The organism is Actinomadura sp. NPDC048955 (assembly GCF_040649435.1).
Classification (GTDB): Bacteria; Actinomycetota; Actinomycetes; order Streptosporangiales; family Streptosporangiaceae; genus Spirillospora; species Spirillospora luteofluorescens.
In genome coordinates this window covers 108,339-125,327 of sequence record NZ_JBEZJI010000023.1, presented here as the reverse complement: position 1 = coordinate 125,327, position 16,989 = coordinate 108,339, and the positions used below count along the sequence as shown (strand labels likewise).

17 protein-coding genes are annotated in these 16,989 nt (G+C 76.7%); 13 read left to right on the top strand and 4 right to left on the bottom strand.

From position 1 onward, the window contains the following. Window positions 1-2,343, bottom strand: a 2,343-nt coding sequence (locus AB0C84_RS22630) for an excinuclease ABC subunit UvrA (RefSeq protein ID WP_361069555.1), incomplete at its 3' end; no start/stop codon positions are given. 61 nt (window positions 2,344-2,404) lie between these two features. Here AB0C84_RS22630 and AB0C84_RS22625 point away from each other — a divergent pair. Further along, on the top strand, window positions 2,405-3,358 hold the full coding sequence (locus tag AB0C84_RS22625; RefSeq protein ID WP_258939802.1) for a YafY family protein: 954 nt from the start codon (window positions 2,405-2,407) through the stop codon (window positions 3,356-3,358). A 122-nt stretch (window positions 3,359-3,480) separates the two neighbouring features. Next, complete coding sequence (locus tag AB0C84_RS22620; protein ID WP_258939801.1) at window positions 3,481-3,852, top strand: VOC family protein; 372 nt, start codon at window positions 3,481-3,483, stop codon at window positions 3,850-3,852. Window positions 3,853-4,025: 173 nt separating this feature from the next. Here AB0C84_RS22620 and AB0C84_RS22615 read toward each other — a convergent pair whose 3' ends face one another. Then, window positions 4,026-5,402 carry a cytochrome P450 gene (locus AB0C84_RS22615; protein ID WP_361069551.1) on the bottom strand — a complete coding sequence of 459 codons (1,377 nt, stop codon included), beginning with the start codon at window positions 5,400-5,402 and terminating at the stop codon, window positions 4,026-4,028. Window positions 5,403-5,464: 62 nt separating this feature from the next. Here AB0C84_RS22615 and AB0C84_RS22610 point away from each other — a divergent pair, with 62 nt between their 5' ends. Further along, window positions 5,465-6,241 carry an IclR family transcriptional regulator gene (locus AB0C84_RS22610; protein WP_361069548.1) on the top strand — a complete coding sequence of 259 codons (777 nt, stop codon included), beginning with the start codon at window positions 5,465-5,467 and terminating at the stop codon, window positions 6,239-6,241. On the opposite strand, the gene AB0C84_RS22605 is transcribed toward AB0C84_RS22610, so the two are convergent. Continuing rightward, window positions 6,238-7,140 carry a LysR family transcriptional regulator gene (locus AB0C84_RS22605; protein ID WP_361069545.1) on the bottom strand — a complete coding sequence of 301 codons (903 nt, stop codon included), beginning with the start codon at window positions 7,138-7,140 and terminating at the stop codon, window positions 6,238-6,240. The two genes, AB0C84_RS22610 and AB0C84_RS22605, sit on opposite strands and share 4 nt — an antisense overlap. 84 nt (window positions 7,141-7,224) lie before the next feature. Between AB0C84_RS22605 and AB0C84_RS22600 the strand changes: the two genes are divergently transcribed. The 10 genes from AB0C84_RS22600 (at window position 7,225) to AB0C84_RS22555 (ending at window position 15,858) form a co-directional block, all read left to right on the top strand. Then, complete coding sequence (locus tag AB0C84_RS22600; RefSeq protein ID WP_361069542.1) at window positions 7,225-8,283, top strand: aminotransferase class V-fold PLP-dependent enzyme; 1,059 nt, start codon at window positions 7,225-7,227, stop codon at window positions 8,281-8,283. An 83-nt stretch (window positions 8,284-8,366) separates the two neighbouring features. Continuing rightward, on the top strand, window positions 8,367-9,392 hold the full coding sequence (locus tag AB0C84_RS22595; protein ID WP_361069539.1) for an NAD-dependent epimerase/dehydratase family protein: 1,026 nt from the start codon (window positions 8,367-8,369) through the stop codon (window positions 9,390-9,392). Window positions 9,393-9,429: 37 nt separating this feature from the next. Beyond that, window positions 9,430-10,137, top strand: coding sequence for a glycosyltransferase family 2 protein (locus tag AB0C84_RS22590; RefSeq protein WP_361069536.1), 708 nt, complete (start codon window positions 9,430-9,432; stop codon window positions 10,135-10,137). Further along, the gene (locus AB0C84_RS22585) at window positions 10,134-10,808 is read left to right on the top strand and encodes a TIGR04282 family arsenosugar biosynthesis glycosyltransferase (RefSeq protein WP_361069533.1); all 675 of its coding nucleotides are present in this window, start codon (window positions 10,134-10,136) and stop codon (window positions 10,806-10,808) included. The genes AB0C84_RS22590 and AB0C84_RS22585 overlap by 4 nt, the downstream gene beginning before the upstream one ends. Next, entirely contained in the window at window positions 10,805-11,437 is a 633-nt protein-coding gene (locus AB0C84_RS22580) for a class I SAM-dependent methyltransferase (protein ID WP_361069530.1), read from the top strand. Before AB0C84_RS22585 ends, AB0C84_RS22580 begins: the two co-directional genes overlap by 4 nt. Continuing rightward, window positions 11,434-12,588, top strand: coding sequence for a molybdopterin-dependent oxidoreductase (locus AB0C84_RS22575; protein ID WP_361069527.1), 1,155 nt, complete (start codon window positions 11,434-11,436; stop codon window positions 12,586-12,588). Before AB0C84_RS22580 ends, AB0C84_RS22575 begins: the two co-directional genes overlap by 4 nt. Continuing rightward, entirely contained in the window at window positions 12,585-13,064 is a 480-nt protein-coding gene (locus tag AB0C84_RS22570; protein ID WP_361069524.1) for a hypothetical protein, read from the top strand. The genes AB0C84_RS22575 and AB0C84_RS22570 overlap by 4 nt, the downstream gene beginning before the upstream one ends. Beyond that, a complete protein-coding gene (locus AB0C84_RS22565; RefSeq protein WP_361069521.1) occupies window positions 13,061-14,467 on the top strand; it encodes a hypothetical protein in 1,407 nt (468 codons plus the stop codon). Before AB0C84_RS22570 ends, AB0C84_RS22565 begins: the two co-directional genes overlap by 4 nt. A gap of 57 nt (window positions 14,468-14,524) precedes the next feature. Continuing rightward, the gene (locus AB0C84_RS22560; RefSeq protein WP_361069519.1) at window positions 14,525-15,127 is read left to right on the top strand and encodes a DUF6058 family natural product biosynthesis protein; all 603 of its coding nucleotides are present in this window, start codon (window positions 14,525-14,527) and stop codon (window positions 15,125-15,127) included. Between the two features lie 278 nt (window positions 15,128-15,405). After that, window positions 15,406-15,858 (top strand): DoxX family protein, encoded by a 453-nt coding sequence (locus AB0C84_RS22555; RefSeq protein WP_361069516.1) that lies wholly within the window; start codon window positions 15,406-15,408, stop codon window positions 15,856-15,858. 26 nt (window positions 15,859-15,884) lie between these two features. On the opposite strand, the gene AB0C84_RS22550 is transcribed toward AB0C84_RS22555, so the two are convergent. Beyond that, window positions 15,885-16,943: a beta-ketoacyl-ACP synthase 3 gene (locus AB0C84_RS22550; RefSeq protein ID WP_361069513.1), complete on the bottom strand. Its 1,059-nt coding sequence runs from the start codon at window positions 16,941-16,943 to the stop codon at window positions 15,885-15,887. Window positions 16,944-16,989: the final 46 nt, after the last annotated feature.

The window sequence follows — 16,989 nt, the reverse complement described above, 5'->3', positions numbered from 1 at the left end:
CCCCGCCCGCCCCCCCACCCGCGGCGCCGCCCGCCCGGCCGCCCGCCCCCCCCCGCGGCGCAGGAACCGCGCCGTGACCGAGGACGGCGCCTCCAGCAACGCGGCGGGGGTGCCCTCGAACACGACCTCGCCGCCGTGCCGGCCCCCGCCGGGCCCGAGGTCGACCACCCAGTCGGCGTGCTTGACCACCTGCGGGTCGTGCTCGACGACGATGACGGTCCCGCCGCCGTCCACCAGCCGGTCCAGCAGCGCCAGCAGCGCGCCGACATCGGACATGTGCAGGCCCGTCGTGGGCTCGTCCAGCACGTAGACGGTACCGGCGCGGTGCAGCCGGGTCGCCAGCTTGATGCGCTGCCGCTCGCCGCCCGACAGCGAGCCCAGCGGCCGCCCGAGCGTCATGTAGCCGAGCCCCACGTCGTCGAGGGCGCGCAGCCGCGCGGCGATCGAACGTTCGGCGCGGCCGGCGTCCCCGCCGGGGGCGCCGGCGGGCTCGGCGAAGAAGGCCAGGGCCTCCTCGGCCGTCATCGCCAAAATGTCCACGATCGTGCGGCCGCGCAGCGTGTGCGCGAGGACCTCCGGACGGTACCGGCCGCCCCGGCACGCCTCGCACGTGGTGGTGACCGGATCCATGAACGCCAGGTCGGTGACGATGACGCCGTTGCCGTCGCACTCCGGGCAGGCGCCCTTGGAGTTGTGGCTGAACAGCGCCGCCCCGGCGCCGCTCACCCGCGCGAACAGCCGGCGCAGCGGGTCCATCACGCCGACGAAGGTCGCCGGGCTGGAGCGGCGCGACGCCGCGATCGCCGACTGGTCCACCACGACCGCGCCGGGGTGCCGCGCGGCGAACTCGTCCATGACCAGGGTGCTCTTGCCCGACCCGGCGACGCCGGTGACCGCCGTGAGCACGCCCGTGGGGAACCGCACCGTCACGTCCTTGAGGTTGTGGGTGCGGGCGCCGTCCACCGCCAGCCAGCCGTCCGGCTCCCGGAACGCGGCCTTGACCGGCGACGCGGCGCCCAGCGCCCGGCCGGTCGGCGTCGGGGCCGCGCGCAGCCCCGCGACCGTCCCGGCGAACACGACCTCGCCGCCGTGCACGCCCGCGCCGGGCCCCATGTCGACGACGTGGTCGGCGATGGCGATCACGGCGGGGTCGTGCTCGACCACCAGCACGGTGTTGCCCTTGTCGCGCAGCCGCAGCAGCAGCGCGTTCAGCCGATCGACGTCGCGGGGGTGCAGGCCCGCGCTGGGCTCGTCGAAGATGTAGGTCATCCCGGTCAGGCTGGACCCCAGGTGCCGGACGACCTTGAGCCGCTGCGCCTCCCCGCCCGACAGCGTGCGCGTCGGCCGGTCCAGGGACAGGTAGGACAGGCCGATGTCGGCGAGCCGCCGCAGCCGCGCGACGGCCTCCCCGGCGACCCGCGCGGCGACCGGGTCGGTGATCTCGTCGAGCGCGGCGACCAGGTCGCCGACCTCCATCCGGGACATCTCGGCGATGCCGCGGCCGCCGATGCGCGAGGCCAGCGCCGCGGCGTTGAGCCGCGCGCCGCCGCAGGCCGGGCAGATGTCCTCGCGCACCACGCGGCGGGCCGCGTCGCGCACCTTGGGCGGCAGGGACGCCAGGTCCCGTTTCAGGTACAGCCGGTCGAACCGCTCGATCATGCCCTCGTAGGCGTTGTGGCCCATCGACCCGGTCCTGTTGCGGCGCGGCACCCGGAACCCCTTGCCGTGCAGGAGCAGGTCCCGCTCCTCGGGCGTGAAGTCCCGCAGCGGCTTGTCCGGGTCGAACAGGCCCGACTCGGCGTACAGCTGCCACACGAACGTCCCCACCTCGAACGGCGGGAAGTTCACCGCGCCCTCGTTCAGCGACCGCCCGGTGTCCAGGAACAGGTCCAGGTCCACCCGCGCGACGTGCCCGAGGCCGTCGCATTCGGGGCACATGCCGCGCGGGTCGTTGAAGGAGTAGGCGGCGGCCTCCCCGGCGCTCGGCGTGCCGTGCCGGGAGAACAGGACCCGCAGGACGGGGGAGATGTCGGTGATGGTGCCGACCGTGGAGCGGGCGTTGCCGCCGATCGGCCGCTGGTCGACCACGACCGCGGGCGCGAGGCGGTCGATGACGTCGGCGTCGGGCCGCTCACGGCGGGGCATCCGGTCGCGGGCGAACCAGCTGAGCGTCTCGTTCAGCTGCCGCTGCGACTCCGCCGCGACCGTCCCGAACACCACCGACGACTTGCCCGACCCCGACACCCCGGTGAACACCACGAGCCGGTCCTTGGGGATGCGCAGCGAGACGTCCTTGAGATTGTTGTTCCTGGCGCCGGCGATGACGATGTGGTCCCCGTTCATGGCCGCCACGCTAGGCGGCAAAGAGGCCAGAACTTGACCGCATTCGCCGCATACTGGGGGTATGTCGTCCGAACGTTTGCTGCGGCTGCTGTCGCTGCTGCAGACCCGCCGGGAGTGGAGCGGGCCCGAGCTGTGCGAGCGCCTGTCGGTCAGCCCCCGGACCGTCCGCCGCGACATCGAGCGGCTGCGCGGCCTCGGCTACCCGGTGCACGCCACGCTCGGCGCGGCCGGCGGCTACGTGCTGGAGGCCGGCGCCGCGATGCCGCCGCTGCTGCTGGACGACGAGGAGGCCGTCGCGATCGCCGTCGGGCTGCGCGCCGCCACCGGGGGAGCGGTCGAGGGCATCGCCGAGGCGTCCGTGCGGGCCCTGGCCAAGCTCGAACAGGTCCTGCCCGCGCGGCTGCGGCGCCGCGTCACCGCCCTGCACGCCGCCACCACCACCCTGGGCTCCCCGCCCGCCGGGCCGGTCGCCGCCCCCGAGACCCTGACGGTGCTGGCCGCGGCGTGCCGCGACCACGAGCGCGTCCGCTTCGCCTACCGCGGCGCCGACGACCGGGAGACCCGGCGCCTGGTCGAGCCGCACGGGCTGGTGTCGGCGGGGCGGCGCTGGTACCTGGTCGCGTTCGACGCCGGCCGCGACGACTGGCGGATCTTCCGCGTCGACCGCGTGTCCGGCCCGCTGCCGACCGGCGTGCGGGTCGCGCCGCGCGAGCTGCCCGCCGCCGGCACGGCCGAGTTCGTCACCCGCTTCATGGCCGGGACGCACCCGGCGACGCGGGCGGTGCTGCTCGTGCACGCGTCCGCGCGGGAACTGGCCGACCGGTTCCGCGTGACCGAGGGCGAGGTCGAGCCGGTCGACGACCGCACCTGCGTGCTGCGCACCTCCGCCGACTCCCTGGAGTGGACGGCGCTGCGCATCGCCTACCTCGACATCGACTTCGAGATCCGCGAACCGGCCGAGCTGCGCGACCGCGTGGCGGCCATGGCCGAGCGCCTTTCCCGCGCCGCCCGGTGAGCGAGCCGGCCGGGCCTCTTCTCCCGGCACGCGAGCGCCGCGAGAGCGTTCCCGGTACCTGACAGAAGATGTCAGCTTCCCCTGGGAGCCTGGGAACACACCGACCACGAAGGAGCCCATAGATGCCCGGTATCGCCGAATTCGTCGCCGTCACCCTCGACTGCCCGGAGCCGCCCGTACTCGCCGCGTTCTACGCGGCGGTGACCGGAGGCGAGGTCACCTACGACACCCCCGAGGCCTCCGCCGTCAAGCTGCCGGGCGGCGTGGACGTCTACTTCCAGGGCGTCGCCGGGCACCGGCCGCCTACCTGGCCCGAGGGGGACCGGCCCCAGCAGTTCCACCTCGACTTCTACGTCGACGACCTGGACAAGGCCGAGGAGACCGTCACCGGCCTCGGCGGCGCCAGGCCCGACTTCCAGCCCGGCGGCGACCGCTGGCGCGTCCTGACCGACCCGGCCGGGCACCCCTTCTGCGTCTGCCTCCGCCAGAACTAGGTTGTGTTTCCACGTCCCGGCCCACGTAGCTCGCCTGGCGGCTCGCTACGTGACCGGGCCTGGGCGAACGCGGCATCGCTTCGCGATCTGCCCGGCTCCGCTCGCCTCCGGCCTCGCTCCACCGGGCAGGTCACGCGTTCGCGCGCGTGGCCGAGGACACTTCGGGACAGGCGCTAGCCGAGTACCCGCACCGGTACGCCGCCGCGCGGGCGCATCGCGGTCACGCTCGTCGGCGTGGCGGCGGGGGAGACCAGCGACAGCCGCGTGCGGCGCAGCAGGCACGCTAGCATCGTCTTGATCTCCACCGTCGCCAGCGTCGAGCCGATGCAGCGGTGCGGGCCGCCGCCGAACGGCAGGTACGTCGCCGGGGTGGTGGGACGGTACAGCTCCGAGGACCGGTCCCACCGCTCGGGCCGGAACCGTCCCGCCTGCGGCCACACCTCCGGCATCCGGTGGGTGACGAACGGGGAGTAGAACACCATCGCCCCCGCCGGGACACGGTGCCCGCCGTAGGAGAAGTCCTCGACCGGGACGCGGGCGCTGAGCACGGCGGGCGGGAACAGCCGCAGCGTCTCGTTCACCACCCCGTCCAGATACTCCAGCGCGGGCAGGTCGGCGGCCCGGACCGGCCGGTCGCCGACCACCTCGGCCACCTCCCGCCGCGCCCGCTCCTCGGCCTCCGGATGGGCCAGCAGCGCGTGCACCGCCCACGCCATCGCGGCGCTGGTGGTGTCGTAGCCGGCCGAGATGAGGCTGATGACCTGGTCCTGGAGTTCCTGGCGGGTCAGGCCCGCGCCGTCCTCGTCGCGCGAGGCCAGCAGCATGCCCAGCACGTCGTCGTACTCGCCGCCCTCGCGCAGCCGCCGGTCGATCTCCTCGTCCACCCGCGCGGCGACCAGCGCCCGCGACGCCGCGACGCGACGCATGTAGGGGTTGGGCACCGACCGCAGCACCATCTGCAGCACGAAGTTGCGGTCGACGGCCGCGAGCGCGACCTGGAGGCGCCGCCCGATCACCTCGCTGTCGGCGGCGAGCCCGTCGCCGAACAGCACCTCCACCGTGCTGCGGCGGATCACCGCGCGCAGCTCGGCGTAGGCGTCCAGCGTCCGGCCCGGGCGCCAGGACTCCAGCGCCGCGTCGGTGTTGGCCGCCATCCGCGCCACGTACCCGGCGACGCGCCGGTGGTGGAAGGCCGGCTGGACGAGCCGGCGCCGCCGCCGGTGGTCGGCGCCGTCGCTGACGATCAGCGCGGTCTCCCCGTTCACCGGCACCAGCAGGTCGAACGCCTCCCGCCACCGGAACAGGCCCGAGTTGGCGAACACGAACGCGTTGGCGTCGGGGCCGAACAGGTGCACGAACGGCATCCGGCGCGTCCCGACGACCGCGACCGGGCCCGCCTCGGCGTGCAGGCGCAGCAGGCTCGCGCACGGGTTGCGCGTGAACCCGATCCCGTGCCGGACCGTCAGCGACGGCGAGGGGCCCCGCGCCCTCCCGCCCGCCGTGCGGGCCTTGCGGGAATGGGGCGCGCGTACCGGGGTGTCGGGTGCCACGCGCCCCACTATCGCACGCCCCCCGCCGTCCCCGCGCCGGGAGCGGTGGGAGGATGGGACCCGTGACGGACGACCGAGCGGAAGGGACGCAGCAGCCCAAGCCGGGCACGCAGACGGTGGACCGCTCCGTGGCGGTGCTCCGCTCCTTCGAGGGCGCCGCCCGGCAGACCCCCACCCAGATCGCGCACCGCCTCGGCCTGTCGGTCAGCACCGCGCACCGCATCGTCCGCGCCCTGCACGCCACCGGGATGCTCGCGCAGGACCCCGCGACCGAGCGGTACTTCCTCGGCCCCACCACCGCCATCCTCGGCCGCCTCGCGCTGGAGCGGATGGGCGCGACCCTGCTGCAGCCCGAGCTGACCGCGCTGCGCGACGGGACGGGCGAGTCGGTCAGCCTCGGCGTGCGCGCCGGGGACGAGGTCGCGGTGCTGCTGCACCTGCCGTCGGTCCACCCGCTGCGCTACGACCAGCCGCCCGGCGACCGCAACCCGATCCACGCGTGCGCGATGGGCAAGGCGCTGCTGGCCTTCGACGACGACCCCGTCGCGATGGACGAGCCGTACGCCCGCCACACCCCCGCGACCCTCACCACCCGCGCCGGGCTGGAGGCCGACCTGCGGGCCGTCCGCGAGCGCGGCTACGCCGTCAACGACGAGGAGCGGCTGGCCGGGGTCCGCGCCGTGGCCGCGCCGGTCCGCGACGGCGGCGGGCGCGTGTTCGCGGCCGTCGCGCTGCAGGGCCCCTCGGTGCGGTTCGGCGACGACGCGATGCCCGCCCTGGCCGCGGCGGTGATGGCCGCCGCGAGCCGCCTCACCGACCTGCACCGCCACCTGTCCTAGCCATCGCCCGCCCCGGCCGGGCCGGCGGCCAGTTCGTCCAGCAGCGCCGCCACCGCGGGAGGACGCGGGCCCGCCGCGACGACCGCGCTGACGCGGCGGCTGCCGACACCGGGCACGTCGGGCAGCGCCACGCCCGGCTCGGAGTGCAGGCCGAGCGCCAGCCCCGGCAGCGTCGTCACGGCCAGGCCCCGCGCCACCAGCCGCTGGATCGCGACATGGTCCTCGGTGGCGAACGCGATGTCGGGGACGAACCCCGCCCTCGCGCACGCCCACCGCAGATGGTCACGGCACCGCGCGCAGCCCGACGCCCACGTCTCTCCGGCCAGGTCCTCCAGCCGCGGCCGCCGCGCCGACGCCAGCGGATGCGCGGCCGGGACCAGCAGCCGCAGCGGGTCCTCGCACAGCACCACCTCCCGGAACCGCGCATCGGTCTCGGGCGGCATGGACACGTGCCGGAACACCACCGCGACGTCGGCCTCCCCGGCGCGCAGCAGCGCCAGCGCCTCGGGCGGCTCGGCGTCCACCAGCGTCACCGACACCCCCGGCGCGCGGGCCCGCAGCCGGGCCAGGGCGCCGGGCATCAGCCCGCCCGCCGCCGTGGGGAACACCGCGGCCCGCACCCGCCCGGCGCGCAGCCCGGCGATCGCCGCGATCCGCTCCTCGGCGTCGCCCATGCGGGCCAGCACGTCCTCGACGTGCTCGACCAGGACCCGGCCCGCCTCGGTCAGCCGCACGCCCCGGCCGTGCCGGACCACCAGCGGGGTGCCGACCTCGGCCTCCAGCCGGGCGATGTGGTGCGACACCGCGGGCTGGGTGTAGGCCAGGGACCGCGCGGCGGCGGTCATCGACCCGAGCCGCGCCACCTCGCGCAGGATCCGGCCCCGGTGCAGGTCCAGCATCGCCGCAAGATATCAACGCCATTGATGGGACGCCAAGAAAACCGTACTTTGCGCTATGGCGCACCGGTGTCCCACGATCGGGACATGACCCTTTCCCTGCCGGAGGCGCAGCGCGAGTTCGGCGCCGGCGTCGCCTTCCTCAACACCGCCACCTACGGGCTGCCGCCGCGCGCCGCGCACGAGACCATGCTCGCCGCCGAGCGCGACCGCGCCGCCGGGATCCTGGAGCCCGGCGCGCTGGACGAGGCGGTCACCCGGTCCAGGGAGGCGTTCGCGCGGCTGCTCGGCGTCCCCGCCGAGCGCGTCGCGTGCGGCCCGCAGGTCTCCTACTTCACCGGGCTCGTCGCGGCGTCCCTGCCCGCCGGCGCCGAGGTCGTCGTCGCCGACGGCGACTTCACCTCGCTGCTGTTCCCGTTCGCCGCCCGCCCGGACCTGAGCGTCCGGTCGGTCCCGCTGGAGCGCATCGCCGAGCACGTCGGCGCGGGCACCGGCCTGGTCGCGGTGTCGGCGGTGCAGTCCGCCGACGGCCGCATCGCCCCCATGGACGAGATCATCGAGGCGGCCCGCGCGCACGGCGCCCGCGTCCTGCTGGACGCCACCCAGGCCGCCGGATGGCTCCCGCTGCCCGCCGGCCGCGTCGACTGGCTGGTCGCCGGCGGCTACAAGTGGCTGCTCGGCCCACGCGGAACCTGCTTCCTGACCGGCACCCGCGAGGCCCTGGACGCCCTGCCCGCCATCGGCGCCGGATGGTACGCCGGCGCCGACATCTGGGACTCCGTCTACGGGCTGCCGCTGCGCCTGGCCGGCGACGCCCGCCGCCTGGACCTGTCGCCGGCGTGGCAGTGCTGGGCCGGGCAGGCCCCCGCACTGGAACTGCTGGAACGGGTCGGGATCCCGGCGATCCACGACCACGACGTCGCGCTCGCGCGCCGGTTCGCCGCCGGCCTCGGCCTCCCGCCGGGCGACTCGGCGATCGTGTCGCTGCCCGTCCCGGACGGCACCGCCGACCTGCTGCGACGCAACGGCGTCATCGCCGCCGTGCGCGCCGGGCGGCTGCGCTGCGCGTTCCACCTCAGCACCACCGAGGCCGACGTCGACAAGGCCGTCGGGCTGCTCGCCCCCCTCGTCCCCGCCGCAGGGTGAAGTTCTTACAAGGTTCGAACAAGGTGCCTTGACCGGCCCGTCCCGGCGGTCCCGGACGCGCCCCGCGCCCTACGTTCGTGCGCATGAACGTACTGCTCACCGGGTCGGCCGGATTCATCGGCTCGCACATCGCCGAGGCGCTGACCGCCGCCGGCCACCGCGTCCGCGGGCTCGACACGCGCCCCGACGGGCTCGGCGACCCGCCCGCCGACGTCCGCGACGCCGCCGCGGTCGCGCGGCGGCTGGAGGGCGTCGACGCCGTCTGCCACCAGGCCGCCAAGGTCGGCCTCGGCGTGGACGTGTCCGACCTGCCCGACTACACCTCCGTCAACGTGCAGGGCACCGCCGTGCTGCTGGCCGAGATGGCGCGCGCCGGCGTCGGCGCCCTCGTGCTGGCCTCCTCGATGGTCGTCTACGGGGAGGGCGCCTACACCTGCGCCGTGCACGGCCTCGTCCGCCCCGGGCCCCGCCCCGAGGAGGCGCTGCGCGCCGGCCGGTTCGAGCCGCCGTGCCCGGCGTGCGGGGAACCGCTCACCCCCGGCGCCGTCGGCGAGGAGACCCCGCCCGGCCCCCGCAACGTCTACGCCGACACCAAGCTCGCCCAGGAGCACCTGGCCGCGTCCTGGGCCCGCGCGACCGGCGGCACCGTCGCCGCGCTGCGCTACCACAACGTCTACGGGCCGCGGATGCCGCGCGACACCCCCTACGCCGGCGTCGCGGCGCTCTTCCGGTCGCGGCTGATGGACGGGCTGGCGCCGCTGGTGTTCGAGGACGGCGCGCAGCGCCGCGACTTCGTCCACGTCCGCGACGTCGCCCGCGCCGGCGTGCTGGCGCTGGAGCGGGCCGCGGCCGCGCCGCCCGAGCCCGGCGGCCTGCGCGCCTACAACATCGCCAGCGGCGACCCCCGCAGCGTCGGCGCCATGGCCGGCGCCCTCGCCGACGCGTTCGGCGGCCCCCGGCCCCGCGTCACCGGGGACTACCGGCTCGGGGACGTCCGCCACATCGTCGCCCGCCCCGACCGCGCCCGCCGCGAGCTCGGCTTCCGGCCGGCGGTCCCGTTCGCCGAGGGCATGGCCGAGTTCGCCCGCCCGCACGTCACCAGTTCGTAAGGGTCGCCGCCCCATCACCGAAAGTAGCGTCTGAGCCGTGATCGATGTGGTTCTCCCCTGCCTCAACGAGGCCGAGGCATTGCCCTGGGTACTGGACCGGATGCCCGAGGGTTTCCGGGCCCTGGTGGTCGACAACGCCTCCACCGACGACTCCGCACGCGTCGCCGCCGACCACGGCGCCCGCGTCGTCGCGGCGCCCCAGCGCGGCTTCGGCGCCGCCTGCCACGCCGGGCTGCGGGCCGCCCGGACCGAGGTCGTGTGCGTGATGGACGCCGACGCCTCGCTGGACCCCGCCGACCTGCCCCGCCTGGTCGCCGCCCTCGACGACCTGGACTCCGGCGGCCTGGAGCCCGGCGGCCGCGCGCTGCCGTCCAGCCCGCCGCCCCCCGGCCTGGTGCTGGGGCGGCGGAGGCCGACCGGGCCGGGCGCGTGGCCTCCGCACGCCCGCCTGGGCAACGCCGTGCTGGCCCGGTCGCTGAACCGGCGCGCCGGGACCCGGCTGCGCGACCTCGGGCCGATGCGCGCCGCCCGCCGCGACGCCCTGCTCGCCCTCGGCCTGCGGGACCGCCGCTTCGGCTACCCCCTGGAGATGGTGCTGCACGCCGCCCGCGCCGGATGGCGGATCGGCGAGATCGACGTCCCCTACCGGCCCCGCACCGGCGCCTCGAAGGTGACCGGGACGCTCGGCGGGACGGTCCGCGCCGTCCGCGACATGCGCCGCGTCCTGGCGGAGGTCGCCCGATGACCGGCGCACCCGCGACCGGCGCACCCGGAACCGGCGGCGCCGACCTCCTCGTCATCGCCAAGCAGCCCGTCCCCGGCCGGGTCAAGACCCGCCTGACCCCCGCCTACACTCCCGTCGAGGCCGCCGCGCTCGCCGAGGCGTCCCTGCGCGACACCCTCGCCGCCGTCGCCGCCGCACCGGCCGGCCGCCGGGTCCTCGCGCTCGCCGGCGACCCCGGGCCGTGGCTGCCGGACGGCTTCACCGTCATCGCCCAGCGCGGCGGCGGCCTGGACGAGCGCCTCGCCCACGCCTTCACCGACGCTTACGCCGGCCGGCCGCTGGTGCTGATCGGCATGGACACCCCCCAGGTCACCCCCGCGCTGCTCGGCCGCGCCCGCCGCGCGCTCGGCCGCGCCGACGCGGTGTTCGGCCCCGCCCGCGACGGCGGGTTCTGGCTGCTCGGGCTGCGCCGGCCCGCCGCGGCGCTGCTGCGCGGCGTCCCGATGTCGCGCCCCGACACCGGCGCGGTCCAGCTCGCGCGGCTGCGCGCCGCCGGCCTGCGGACCGCGACGCTGCCCGAGCTCACCGACGTCGACACCCCCGCCGACGCCGCGGCCGTCGCCGCCGCCGCGCCGGGCGGCCGGTTCGCCGCCGCCGTCGCGGACCTCGGCCACCGGACCGTCCCGGCATGATCGGCGAACTGTACGAGGAGGCGCTGCGGGGCCGCGCCCCCGTGGAGATCGAGCACGCCGACGGGCGCCGCCGGCCGCTGCCGGTGCACGACTGGCTGGCCGTGCGGCCCGGCGACGGCGGGCTGCTGCGCCGCTGCGCGGGCGCCACCCTGGACGTCGGCTCGGGGCCGGGACGGCTGACGGTGGCGCTGGCCCGCCGCGGCCTGCCGGTGCTGGGCATAGACCTGGCCCCCTCCGCCGTCGCGCTGACCGTCGCGGCGGGCGGCCCGGCCCTGTGCCGCGACGTGTTCGGCCGCGTGCCCGGCGCCGGGCGGTGGCGCACCGTGCTGCTCGCCGACGGCAATATCGGCATCGGCGGCGACCCCGCCGCGCTGCTGCGCCGCGTCCTGGCGCTGCTGGCGCCCGGCGGGCGGGTGCTGGCGGAGGTCGGCCCTCCCGGCACGGCGTCCCGTGTCGAGCCGCTGCGGCTGCGCTCGGACCGGTCGGTCGGCGAATGGTTCCCCTGGGCGCACGTGTCCGCCGACGCCGTCGCCGCGCTGGCCGCCGCGTGCGCCGCGACCGTGATCGAATCCTGGGAGGACGCGGACCGGTGGTTCGTCACCCTGCGCTCCAGGGACGCGCGCCCATGAGACCCCCACTCGACAGGTACAGGCCGCCCGCGCCCACCGCCGTGCTGCGCGGCGTCCCGGGACGGTTCACCAGCCGCCTGCACGACGAGCGGGTCGCCTCCTGGCTCGGCATCGCCCTGGGCGGCAGCGTCCTGGTCTCCTTCGGGACCGGGCTGGTCAGCCACTTCATGCAGCATCCCGCCGGATGGATGCTGTGGCCCTCGCGGCCGGTGAACCTGTACCGGGTCACCCAGGGCGTGCACGTCATCGGCGGGCTGGCGACCGTCCCGCTGCTGCTGGCCAAGCTGTGGACGGTCTACCCGCGGCTGTGGCAGTGGCCGCCGGTCCGCTCGCTCGTCCACGGCGCGCAGCGGCTGCTGGTGTTCGTCCTGGTCGCCGCCGCGCTGTTCCAGTTCGTCACCGGTGTCTTGAACGTCGCGTACTGGTACGCGTTCCGGTTCTACTTCACCACCGCGCACTACTGGACGGCCTACATCCTCGTCGGCGCGCTGGTCATCCACATCGCCGACCAGTGGGCCAAGGCGCGCCGGACCGTGATGACCCGCCCCGAGGACGGCGTCGGCCGCCGCGGCTTCCTGCTCACCGTCGCCGGCGCGAGCGGCGTCGTCGCGCTGACCACGGTGGGGGAGGCTGTCACGCCGCTGGCGCCGCTGGCGGTGCTGGCGCCCCGCCGCCCCGGCACCGGGCCGCAGGACGTCCCGGTCAACAAGTCGGCCGCCGCGACCGGCGTCACCGCCGAGGCCCGGGACCCCCGCTGGCGCCTCACCGTCACCGGCCGGGTCGCGCGGGAGGTCACCCTGTCCCTGGCCGACCTGGCCGCGCTGCCCCAGCACACCGCGCGGCTCCCCATCTCCTGCGTGGAGGGGTGGAGCGTGGAGGCGGACTGGCGGGGAGTGCGGCTGCGGGACGTCCTGCGCCTGGCCGGCGTCGCCGACGACGCGCAGGTGCGGGTCGAGTCGCTGCAGCGCCAGGGCCTCTACCGCACCTCCATGGTCGCGCCGCCGCACTGGCGCGACCCGCTGACGCTGCTGGCCCTCGGCTTGAACGGCGCGCCCCTGGCCCTCGACCACGGCTACCCCTGCCGCCTCATCGCCCCGAACCGGCCCGGAGTCATGCAGACCAAATGGATCCACCGGCTGGTGGTGTCGTGAACGCGGGGACCCTCACCAAGGCGGCGGCGTACGCGGCGGGCCTGGCGCTCATCGGCCTCGGGTTGCGCGGGATCGTGGACGAGGTTCCCCTCGCCGGGTGGGCGAAGTGGTTCGCCGGGGCGGCCGTGCTGCACGACGCCGTCCTGGTCCCGGCGGTGCTCGCCGCGGGCGCGCTCACCGGCCTGGTGCCCGCGGGCCAGCGCCGCGTCGCGCGCGCCGCGCTGGTCGTCGGCGCCTGCGTGACCGCGGTCGCCATTCCCGTCGTGCTGGGGTACGGGCGCCGCCCCGACGAGCCGTCCCGCCTTCCGCTGCCCTACGGCCGCAACCTGGCGATCGTGCTGGGCGTCATCGCCGCCGCGGCGGCCTGCGTCATGGCGGCCCGCGCGGTCGCCGCACGCCGCAGGGCCGGGCGTGCCAGCGGGCGCGGCGGAGCGACGCGCGCCCCGCGCCCCTCCCGGAAAGGGGCGCGGCGATGACGCTCACCGAGGCGCACGGCCCCGCGAAGACGGCCGAGAGGCGGGCGCGGCGCCGATGGCCGGGGTGGGTCGCCGTCGCGGTGTGGGCGGCCGGGATCGCGGCGGCGTTCGCCGTGGGCTGGTACCTGCGGCGCGCGGGCCTGGCCACCGAGGACCCGCTGCCCCCGCTGCACGCGCGGGCGCGGGGGTGGCCGCCGCCGGTCCGGCGGCTCCTGCCCGCGGCCGCTGTCGCGGCCCTGACCGTGGCGGCGCTGCCCGCGCTCGCGGCCCGGCTGCCGTGGCGGGCGCTGCCGCCGGCCGCGTGGGCGGCGTCCGCCGCGTGGACGGTGGCCCTGGCCGTCTGCGACGGATGGGACGCGCTCGCCCGGCCGCTGGACGCCCCGACCGAGTACCCGGCGGGCCTGGCGCAGCTGCGCCCCGACCCGTCGGCCTGGCTGCGGACCTTCACCGAGCGGCTCGGCGGCTACACCACCCACGTGCGGGGGCATCCGCCGCTGCCGATGCTGGTGCTGTGGGCGCTGGAGAAGGCCGGCCTCGGCGGCACCGGGTGGGCGGCGGCGCTGATCGTCGCGGCGGGGACGTCGGCGGCGGCGGCGATCGCGGTGACGGTGCGGTGCCTGGCGGGGGAGCGGGCGGCGCGGGCCGCGGTGCCGTTCCTGGCGCTGGCGCCGCTGGCGGTGTGGATCGCCACGGCGATGGACGCGTTCTTCCTCGCCGTCGGGGCCTGGGGCACGGCCCTGCTGGCGCTCGCCGCGCGCGGCGCGGGAAGACGGGCGCTCGTCCCGGCCGCGGCGGGCGGGCTGCTGCTGGGGTGCCTGCCGTATCTGAGCTACGGGCTGCTGCCTCTGTTCGCGGTGCCGCTCGCGGTCGTGGTGCTCGGCCGTCCCCGGCTCCGGGTCCTCGCGGCCGCCGGCGTCGCGCTGGCGGTGGTACCGGCCGCGTTCACGCTGCTGGGGTTCTGGTGGCCCGACGGCGTCCGCGCCACCCTGGACACCTACCTGGTCAGCCGCGGGTCGGCGCAGCGCTCCTACGCCTACTTCCTGTTCGCGAACCTGGCGGTGCTGGGCCTGCTGACGGGCCCGGCGGTGGCGCACGCGCTGCCGCGCACGCTGGCCGAGCTGTGCCGGGGCGCCCTCTGGCGGGGCGTGCTGGGACGGGGGGCGCGGGCCCGTGCGGCCGCTCCCGCGGCGGCGGTGGCGGTGCTGGCGGGTGCGGCGCTGATCGGCGTGCTGGTCCTGGACGCGTCCGGCGTCACGCGCGGGGAGGTCGAGCGGATCTGGGTGCCGTTCGCCGCCTGGCTGACGGCCGCCGCCGCCCTCGACCGCCCCCGGGTGCGGGCGTGGCTGGCGGCGCAGGCGGTGACCGCGCTGGCCGTCCAGGCGCTCGTGCTGTCCCCCTGGTGAGCGCCGCGCGGTGACGTTTCGGCGGATGCCGAAACGATCCCGGGCTAGCGTGCGCGCATGAGCGACCCCGAGTTGAAGGCGCGGCTGGCGGCACGGTTCCGGGAGGTCAACGGCGACCATCCGATGACCGCCGACGACGACGCCTACGTCACCGCATGGTTCACCGACCTGGAGGACCTGTGCCGCGCCGCCGGCCGCGACACCGACCAGGTGCGGCGGCTGATGCTGGCGGGCAGGCTGCCCCTGCCCGGTTACCTGCGCTCCGACGGCGCGCAGATGGTGCCGCGGGACCTGTTCGACCTCGCCGAGCAGGCAGGGGGCCTGGACGCGCTGGAGGGCTGGTTCCTCGCGCACTGGGACGACCCGGCCACCGCCGAGGGGGAGTGGGCCGCCTACCTGGACGGGCAGTACGTGTGCCTGCGCTCGGTGACGCCCCGCAACATCCGGTACAAGGACGCCCTGGTCACCGCGATCGAGGCGGCGCCCGCGGAGCCGGACGCCGGGACGCCGGCGTGGACGCGGCGCCTGCACGCGCTGGTCGACGAGCTCGACGCGCTGGAGCCGCCGTTCACCGCCTACGACCGGCTGCGGTTCGCAGGCCCGGTGTCGCGGGACCGCTGCATCGACGCCGTCCGCGCCCGCCACCCGCGCATGGAGTAAAACCCCGCCCCCGTCCCGCCGGGGGAGCCGTTGCCGCCCAGAGCGGCGAGCCGGGGCGTCGTGCCCGGCCTCGCGCAGAGCCGCGGCCGCCTTCTCGCCCTGGCCGGTGTCGCGGGCCCCCGATCAGCACGGTCATGCCGTGCTGACCGCCTCTCACCTGCACTGATACCGCCGCAGAAAATAATCTGGAGAAATCCTGGGCCGGATGTCGATCCGGCAGGGGGCCGTGCGACGCGTTTGTGAAAGCCGATGAGACAGCGCACGGAAGGACCACCGCCATGAGCGCCCAGACCCACACCACCACCCCCGTCACCACCCCCCGCAAGACCACCGCCCGCGCCTCCGCCGGGGACCGACGCACGCTGCGCAGGGTGCTGTGGGGCGCGCAGATCCTGCTCGCCGCGTTCCTGCTCGTCGCCTCGGCGCTGCCGAAGTTCGCCGGCCAGGCCGACGCCGTCAGGACCTTCGAGGAGATCGGCTGGGGCCAGTGGCTGCGCTACGTGACCGGCGCCGTCGAGGCCGCCGGCGCGATCGGGCTGGTCGTCCCGCGGCTGGCGGGGCTCGCCGCGGCCGGGCTGATCGGGCTGATGGGCGGCGCCGTCCTCACCCAGCTGCTGGTGCTGGAGCCGGCGTGGGCGCTGCTGCCCCTGGGGTTCGCGGTCGTGTTCGCCGCCGTCGCCTGGGACCGCCGCGCCGAGACCCGCCAGGTGCTGCGCCGGCTGACGCGCTGACCGGACGCCCCCCGCGCGGCGGACGGTCAGGGCGGGGGCCAGGTGATGAGGGTGTGCCCCCAGGTCAGGCCCGCGCCGAACCCGGCGAGCAGCACCAGGTCGCCGGGGCCGATCCGCCGCGTCCGCACGGCGCGGTCGAGCGCGTAGGGGATGCTGGCGGCGCCGATGTTGCCGACCTCGTCCCCGACGATCGCCAGCTGCCCCGGGTCCAGCCCGGCGTCCCCGGCCAGCGCGGCGACCAGCTTCGGGTTGGGCTGGTGCGGGACGACCAGCGCCAGGTCGGCGGGCTTGATCCCGGCGGCCTCGGTCGCCTCGGCGACCAGCCGCGGGAAGATCGCGGTGATGAAGTCGCGGACGGCGCGGCCGTCCATGTGGATGGTGTGGCCGAGCCCGGCGAGGGTCTCGGCGCTGGCGGGCAGGCGGCTGCCGCCCGCGGGGATCAGCACGTCGTCCGCGCCCGAGCCGTCCGACCCGAGGGTGATCGGGCCGATGCCGTGCCCGGGCGGGGCGGGCCCGACGACGACGGCGGCGGCGCCGTCGCCGAACAGGGCGGCGGTGGCGCGGTCGGCGGGATTGAGGAACCGCGAGTACACCTCGACGCCGATGACCAGCGCGTAGGGCGGCGCGCCGCGCTGGGTGGCCAGCCAGCCGACCGCGGTCTGCAGCCCGAACACGAACCCGGTGCAGGCGGCGGAGATGTCGAACGCGGCGGCGCGGTGGGCGCCCAGCATCGTCTGCACGCGGCAGGCGGTGGACGGGGCGATCACGTCGGGCGTGGAGGTGCCGAGCACGATCAGGCCGAGGTCGGCGGCGTCCAGCCCGGCGGCGTCCAGCGCCCGTCCGGCGGCGGCCGCGGCCAGGTCGGAGGCGGCCTCGCCCGGCGCGACGACGTGCCGCTTCATGATCCCGGTGCGGCCCTCGATCCAGTCCGGTTCCAGGCCCAGCGAGCGGGACAGGTCGGCGCTGTGCGCGACGTCGCGGGGCAGGTGGGCGCCGGTTCCGCGGATGGCCCACCCCCGCCCGCCGTCCCGCGCCGCTCCGCTGTCGTCCGCCCGGGCCGGCCGGGGCGTGTCGGGCACGGTCATGCGGGTCCTCTCCCCATCACCGGACTGGCGGTTGTCAGTCCCATCC